The sequence below is a fragment of the Caulobacter sp. GW821-FHT09B11 genome, from assembly GCF_059418205.1.
Genome location: NZ_JBWKPK010000049.1, coordinates 20,924 through 28,221, shown reverse-complemented (window position 1 = coordinate 28,221; position 7,298 = coordinate 20,924). Strand labels below are relative to the sequence as shown.

Below are 7,298 nucleotides of genomic sequence, written 5' to 3'. Positions count from 1 at the left end.
CCCGGGGGAGGGGGGAGGCCGGCGCTTTGGAAGCTGAAAACGGCCCCCCTCCGGCCCTTCGGGCCACCTCCCCCAGAGGGGGAGGATCGTTATTCGCTCGGCAGTCCAGCCCCCGCCGCGTTGATCCAGCCGACGATGTCGCCGATGACTTTCGCGTTGGCCTGGTCGAAGGCGGCGACGATGGGGCCGACGCGGTTGTCGGCGGCTTTCACCTTGGCTTCGAAGACCTGGTCGCCGACCAGGGCGCGATCGCCGCTGCGGTTGATGACGCCGCGCACCTGGACGATGATTTCGGGCGGCGCCTTGGGGCCGTTCACATAGGCGGCCTCGAAGGTGCGGACCTCGAGCCGGACCACCATCTGGGCCTTGGCGACCTCGCCGCGGCCGATCAGGCGGGCGCGGCCGGGATCGGCGTCGAAGGCGCGGGCGAGGGCCTCGTCGAACTGCACGCTGGCCGGGGCGATCCAGCGGGCGTCGGCGACATAGGCCGCCTCGCCGCCGGGGCTGGTGGTCAGGATACGGTCGCCGGCCGAGGGGCGGGTGAAGACCGTGGGGGCCTTGAGCACGCCGAACATCGCGCCGGGCGGGCCCTTGGCCGCCGCCGGGGCCGTGGTTCCGAAGCGGTACATGCCCGAGGGCTTGGCCTTGGGGAACACGCTGATGCAGGCCGAGAGGCTGAGCGCCAGGCCGAGGGCCGCCGCGCCGGCGACCAGGGTCTTGATCCGGAATGCGGTCACGGCTTGATCTCCACTTCCTTGGCCGGGGCCTTGCCCACCAGGCCGCGCGGGTTCTGCTCCACCTCGCCGACCAGGCGGTCGAGCGACTCGGCGGCCGACTGCAGGGTGACGATGGCCGAGGACAGCTGCGGCAGGCCGGTGGAGGCGAAGTCGCTGGTCGGGCCTTCCAGGCGGCCGACCATGCCGCGCACGTCCTTGGCGGCGGCCTTGATCTCGTCGGCGGCCTCGCCGAGGTCCTTGATCGCCTTGCGGCCGTCGCCGTCGACCACGCCTTGGGTCGAGCGCGACAGGTTGGCGATCTCCTGGGCCGTCGTGTCGATGCTCTGCAGCGCCTTCTGGGCGTCGGCGATGATCTCCTTGCGCTCGCGCAGTTCGGCGGTGACCGACTGGACGTCGGACAGGCTGGCGCTGAAGGTCTTGATGTTGCGGTCGGACAGCACGCGGTTGACGCGGTCCAGCGCCTCGATGGTGCGGGTCAGCACCGTGCCGCCGCCTTCCAGCAGGTCGGAGAGGGCGCTGCGCTGGCTGCGGATGATCGGGATGTCGCCCTTCTTCACCGTTTCCTTCAGCAGCGGCTTGGTCGAGGTGCCGGCGGTCAGCTGGATGTAGTTGACGCCGGTGATGCCCTGGGGCTCCAGCGTGGCGTAGCTGTCGACGCGCACCGGCACGTCGGAGGTCAGGCGGGTGTGGGCGATGACGCGGTTGGGATCGGCCTTGTCGAGTTCGATCTTGGTGACCTCGCCGACCTTGATGCCGTTGAAGTGCACCTCGCCGCCTTCCGACAGGCCGCGCACCGCGCCGACGAACAGCACGTCGTAGAGGTCGTAGTCCTTGTTGAACTGCAGCTTGGCCAGCCAGACCACGAACACCACCAGACCCATGAACAGGATCAGGCAGGCCGCGCCGACGAGGGCGTAGTTGGCGTTTCTTTCCATCAGCGGCTCCTCGCCGTAGCGCCTTTCCCGGCCGCGCGTCCGCGCGGGCCGAGGAAGTATTCCTGAATCCAGGGGTGGTCGGAGTGTTCCAGCTCCTCGACGGGGGCCTGGGCGATCACCTGCTTGTCGGCCAGGACGGCGACGCGGTCGGTGATGGCGTAGAGGCTGTCGAGGTCGTGGGTGATCATGAAGACGGTCAGGTCGAGGCTGTCGGACAGGTCCTTGATCAGCTCGTCGAAGGCCGCGGCGCCGATCGGGTCGAGGCCGGCGGTCGGCTCGTCGAGGAACAGCAGTTCGGGATCGAGCGCGAGGGCCCGGGCGAGGCCCGCTCGCTTGCGCATGCCGCCCGACAACTCGGCCGGCTTCAGCGAGCCGGCGCGGGGCGGCAGGCCGGTCAGGGCGATCTTCAGGTCGGCCAGCTCGAGAATCTCGCTCTTGGGCAGGCGGGTATGCTCGAACAGCGGGGCGGCGACGTTCTCGCGCACGGTCAGGTTCGAGAACAGCGCCCCCTGCTGGAAGAGGACGCCCCAACGGCGCTCCAGCGCCGTCCACTTGCGGCGCGAGGCCTCCTGCATGTCCTCTCCGAACAGGCGGATGACGCCGCCGTCGGGGACCTTCAGGCCGATGATGCTGTTGAGCAGCACCGACTTGCCGGTGCCCGAGCCGCCGACCACGCCCAGCACCTCGCCGCGCTTGACCGTGAGGTCGAGGTTGTCGTGCACGACGTTGTCGCCGAAGCACGAGACCAGGCCGTCGACCTGGATCGGCGGCGCGGCCTCCTCTGGCTTGGCCGCGGCGGAAGGGGCGGCGGTCATATGTCGAGCTCCATGTAGAGCAGGGCGAAGACCGCATCGATCAGGATGATGGCGAAGATGGCGTGGACCACGGCGGCGGTGACCCGGCGGCCCAGCGACTCGACGTCGTTGCCGACCTCCATGCCCTGGCGGCAGCCGATGGCGGCGATGACCATGGCCATCACCGGGGCCTTCGACATGCCGATCCAGAAGTGGGTGGCGCCGACATAGTCGGTCATCCGCTGCAGGAAGAAGCTGGGCGAGAGGTCCAGCACCACCCAGACCACGACCATGCCGCCGGCGAGGCCCGCCAGCGTGGCCACGAAGGTCAGCAGCGGGATGGTCAGCAGCAGGGCCGCGAAGCGGGGCAGGACCAGGGCCTCGTACGGATCGACGCCGATCACCTGCATGGCGTCGATCTCCTGGTTCATCTTCATCGAGCCGATCTCGGCCGCGAAGCTGGAGGCCGAGCGGCCGGCCAGGAGGATGGCGGTGATCAGGATGTTGAACTCGCGCAGCACCGACACGCCGATCAGCTCGACGCTGAACACCTGGGCGCCGAAGTCGGTCAGCAGGTTGGCGCCCAGCAGGGCCACGACCGCGCCGATGAAGAAGGTGGTGGTGGCCACGATCGGCATGGCGTCGAGGCCCGCGCGCTCGGACAGGGCCACGATCGGGGCCCAGCGGATCTTGCGCGGATTGACGACGCAACGGCCCAGGGCGGTCAGCAGGTGGCCCAGGAAGACGAGCGTGCCGTAGCCGTCGTGCAGCAGGTCGAACAGGCCGCGGCCGATGCGGTCGAGCAGGGCGACGAAGCCGTGCAGGCGGTTGTCGGGCGGGCACTCGACCTGGATGGCGTCGCCGACCAGTTCCAGCAGGCGCAGGGTCTGCTTGCGGGCCTTGATGTCGCCGGCGGCAAGGCGGCCGTCGGCGGCGCGGATTATGGCGTAGGCCCCGGCCGTGTCGCAGCGGTTCATGCCCGTCAGGTCGAGGTCGAACTTGTCCGACCCCTTCATCGCCTCGGCAAGGCGCAGGCCCGCGTCGGCCATGCCGCGCGCCGTCCAGTCCCCGGACAGGACGACCGACTTGCCGTCGTCCTTGTCTTCCAGGGTGAAATCCGCCGGTACGCCCATCTAACGCGCTGATCCCTCGTTGCTGACTCAGCCTAACAGGGACTGCGCCGCCGGCTCAAACGCGTCAAGGCGCAGCTTGTTGCGTCGTAATCGTGGCGCGGCCCGGATGATCGGTCTTGCAGCTTTATGCGGCGCCGCCGCAATGGCGCCGTCAAACCGCGTTAATTCACCGTACGGTTCGTAGCGCCGAAGCGGCGCGCGGCATAGAAGGGGCCGCATGGAATTCGGTACGTTTAGCCGTCGCGGCGCGCTCGGCGCGCTGTCTCTCGGAGCTCTGGTCGCCATGCTCCCCCGCCTTGCCGCAGCGCAAACCGACACGGGTTCGGCCGGCGAGCCGTTCTCGCCGGACATCCTGCGCGACATGGCCCAGGACCTGGCCAGGAAGCCCTACCGCGCCCCGGCCACGGGCGGGAGCAAGGGCTTGGCGGGCCTGTCCTACGACGACTATTTCCGCATCCGCTTCCGGGCCGAGCACGCCCTGTGGGCCGATCGCCAGCCGCCGTTCCGGGCCGAGTTCTTCCCGCCGGCCTATCTCTATCCGCGCGTCTTCCCGATCCATGAGGTCGAGGACGGGATCGCCCGGCCGGTGCCGTTCGATCCGGAGATGTTCGACGTGCCGGGCGAGCACGCCGGCGCGGCCAAGGCGATCGGCGGCTTTTCGGGCCTGCGCCTGCTGTGGCCGCTGAACCGGGCCGACAAGCTGGACGAGATCGCCGTCTTCCAGGGCGCGAGCTATTTCCGCAGCCTGGGCCGCGACCAGTTCTACGGCCTGTCGTCGCGGGGCCTGGCCATCGGCGCCGGCGAGCCCAACGAGGAGTTCCCCAGCTTCGAGCGCTTCTGGCTGGAGCGTCCGGAGGGCGACGCCGAGACCGTCACCGTCCACGCCCTGATGGACAGCCCCAGCTGCACGGGCGCCTACAGCTTCCTGATCCGACCGGGGCAGTCGGTGGTGTTCGACGTGACCGCCACGATCTTCCCGCGCGTGCGGATGACCAGGATGGGCGTGGCCGCCCAGAGCAGCATGTTCCTGTTCAACGTGTCGGACGGACCGCGCGGCGACGACTTCCGCACGGCGGTGCACGACAGCGACGGCCTGGCCATGCTGACCGGGACCGGCGAGCAGATCTGGCGGCCGCTGACCAACCCGACCGCCCACCGCCTGTCGTATTTCCAGGACGAGAACCCCAAGGGTTTCGGCCTGGTGCAGCGCGCCCGGCGGTTGGAAGACTACGGGGATCTCGAGGCCCGCTACGACCTGCGTCCCAGCCTGTGGGTCGAACCCCTGGGCGCCTGGGGCAAGGGCGCGGTGGTGCTGGCGGAGCTCGCCACCCGCAAGGAGAGCGACGACAACATCGCCGTCTTCTGGCGGCCGGACGCCCCGTGGGAGGCCGGTTCGCGCGTGGATCTCTCCTACCGCCTGCACTGGGGCGGCGAGCGGCGGGGCGACGGCGAGGCGAGGGTGGTGCGCACCCGCACCGGCGCCGACGCCCAGGCGGGCCTCAGGATGTTCACCATCGACCTCTCCGGCCCGATGCTGGCCGACGGGCTGGACGGGGTGAGCCTGCAGATCGAGGCCAAGGGCGGCCAGACGACCTGGAGCAACATCACCCCCTATCCGCGCGAGGCCACGGTGCGGGCCGCCTTCGGCCTGAAGCCCACGGCCAGCCAGGCCGAGCTCAGCCTGCGGCTGGTGCGCGGCGACACCCCGATCTCGGAGACCTGGCGCTACCTCTGGATGGGTTGACCGCCGGCCCGGAAAAGCGACCTTCCGCCACACCCCGCGAAAGCTTTAACGGCTCGACAGGCGGTCATTTGCGGCCGGGCCGCCCGGGTTTCAATCTTGGTTAATGAATTGCCGTCACGGCTCTCCTGACTAGGATTTTCAGTGACTCGGGGTGACGGCATGAGCGCGCAGAACCAGCTCGACCAGCGCATGAGCTTCATGCGGTTCGACCACAAGGACCGCGCCGCCCTGCGCGCGGCCAAGCCGCTGATCGACGCCGAGATCAACGGGGCGCTCGACGCCTTCTACAGCCAGGTCCGGGCCTTCCCCGAGACCCGCAAGATGTTCTCCAACGAGGCGCACATCGGCAGCGCCCAGACCCGCCAGTCCTCGCACTGGCGCCGCCTGGCCACCGCCGAATACGGCGCCGACTACCAGCAGGACGTCGCCCGCATCGGCAAGGCCCACGCCGTCATCGGCCTGGAGCCGCGCTGGTACATCGGCGGCTACGCCCTGGTGGCCGAGAAGCTGATCCGCGCCATGGTCGAAAAGCGCGCCAAGGGCCTGTTCGCCAGCGCCAGGAACGACGCCGAGCTGGCCGACGGCCTGGTGGCCCTGAACAAGGCCGTCATGCTCGACATGGACCTGGCGATCTCGACCTATCTGGAGCTGCTGCAGGACGAGCGCGACCAGCTGGAGGCCGAGCGCGCCTCGGCCGAGCAGCGCCAGGCCGACGCCGTGCGCGCGGTGGGCGACGCCCTGTCGCGCCTGGCGGCCGGCGACCTGTCGGCCCGCGTCGACGGCGCCCTGTCGCCCGAGTTCGTCAGCCTGAAGTCCGACTTCGACCAGGCCGCCGCCGCCCTCGCCGAAGCCATGGGCGCGGTCGACCGCGCCACCCGCGGCATCCGCTCGGGCGCCGACGAGATCGCCTCGGCCGCCGACGACCTGGCCCTGCGCAGCGAGCAGCAGGCCGCCACCCTGGAACAGACCGCCGCCGCCGTCGAACAGCTGACCTCGACCGTCGCCAAGACCGCCCAGAGCGCCCGCGAGGTCTCCACGCGCGTCGGCGAGGCCGCCACCGAGGCCCAGCGCTCGGGCGCCGTGGTCACCCGCGCCGCCGAGGCCATGAGCCAGATCGAAAGCTCGTCCAACCAGGTCAATCACATCCTGGGCGTCATCGACGAGATCGCCTTCCAGACCAACCTGCTGGCCCTCAACGCCGGCGTCGAAGCCGCCCGGGCCGGCGACGCGGGCAAGGGCTTCGCGGTCGTGGCCCAGGAAGTCCGCGCGCTCGCCCAGCGCTCGGCCGACGCCGCCAAGGAGATCAAGAGCCTGATCTCCGACTCCAGCCGCCAGGTCGGCGAGGGCGTCGAGCTGGTCCGCCAGACGGGCGACGCCCTTCGCGGCATCGTCGACAAGGTCGGCGCCATCGACAGCCTGGTCAACGAGATCGCCGCCTCGGCCAACGAACAGGCCACGGCCCTGAACGAGGTCAACAGCGCCGTCGGCCAGCTCGACCAGGTCACCCAGCGCAACACCGCCATGGCCCAACGCTCCACCGACGCCACCCGCGCCCTGCGGGCGGAGGCTGCGGACCTCGCCAACCACGTCGGCGGGTTCAGGATCGGGACGCACGCCGCGCCGACGCAGCGCTACGCCGAGCCGGAACACCCGGTGCACGCGGCCCGCGCCAAGGTCGCCGCGTTCGCCCGACCGGGGCGGTGAGGGCGGTTCCAGCCGTTTGAGGTTTTGAGAGGGGCGCGGCCGTCGAGGCTGCGCCCTTTTTCGTTCCGCTTAAGTGACCGTTCCTGGCGCGCAGCCGATCTCCCCCAAAAGCAGCCACAACGCATAGCTTCAGGCGATGATGGATTGGCGCCCGGTACTTCCGGGTCGCCGGTCTCTGGCAGGACCAGGTAGGCGCCATCATTTACAGGCTGCTCGTCCAACCCGCTTCGGGGCCTTGCGCTGAACTTAGC

At 70.0% G+C, this 7,298-nt stretch carries 6 protein-coding genes; 2 read left to right on the top strand and 4 right to left on the bottom strand.

The window, feature by feature from the left end:
- Window positions 1-89: 89 nt before the first annotated feature.
- Genes AC07N1_RS23995 through AC07N1_RS23980 form a run of 4 tightly spaced genes read right to left on the bottom strand, consistent with a single transcriptional unit; the run spans window position 90 to window position 3,599 of the window.
- Window positions 90-737, bottom strand: coding sequence for an ABC-type transport auxiliary lipoprotein family protein (locus AC07N1_RS23995; protein ID WP_494674078.1), 648 nt, complete (start codon window positions 735-737; stop codon window positions 90-92).
- Window positions 734-1,672 (bottom strand): MlaD family protein, encoded by a 939-nt coding sequence (locus AC07N1_RS23990; RefSeq protein ID WP_494674077.1) that lies wholly within the window; start codon window positions 1,670-1,672, stop codon window positions 734-736. Before AC07N1_RS23990 ends, AC07N1_RS23995 begins: the two co-directional genes overlap by 4 nt.
- A complete protein-coding gene (locus tag AC07N1_RS23985; protein WP_494674076.1) occupies window positions 1,672-2,487 on the bottom strand; it encodes an ABC transporter ATP-binding protein in 816 nt (271 codons plus the stop codon). The genes AC07N1_RS23990 and AC07N1_RS23985 overlap by 1 nt, the downstream gene beginning before the upstream one ends.
- Entirely contained in the window at window positions 2,484-3,599 is a 1,116-nt protein-coding gene (locus tag AC07N1_RS23980; protein ID WP_494674075.1) for an MlaE family ABC transporter permease, read from the bottom strand. Before AC07N1_RS23980 ends, AC07N1_RS23985 begins: the two co-directional genes overlap by 4 nt.
- 283 nt (window positions 3,600-3,882) lie before the next feature.
- On the opposite strand from AC07N1_RS23980, the gene AC07N1_RS23975 reads away from it, so the two are divergent.
- Together AC07N1_RS23975 and AC07N1_RS23970 are read left to right on the top strand one after the other, a co-directional pair.
- On the top strand, window positions 3,883-5,343 hold the full coding sequence (locus AC07N1_RS23975; protein ID WP_494674074.1) for a glucan biosynthesis protein G: 1,461 nt from the start codon (window positions 3,883-3,885) through the stop codon (window positions 5,341-5,343).
- A gap of 159 nt (window positions 5,344-5,502) precedes the next feature.
- Window positions 5,503-7,047, top strand: a complete 1,545-nt coding sequence (locus AC07N1_RS23970; protein WP_494674073.1) for a globin-coupled sensor protein — start codon at window positions 5,503-5,505, stop codon at window positions 7,045-7,047.
- Window positions 7,048-7,298 lie beyond the last annotated feature (251 nt).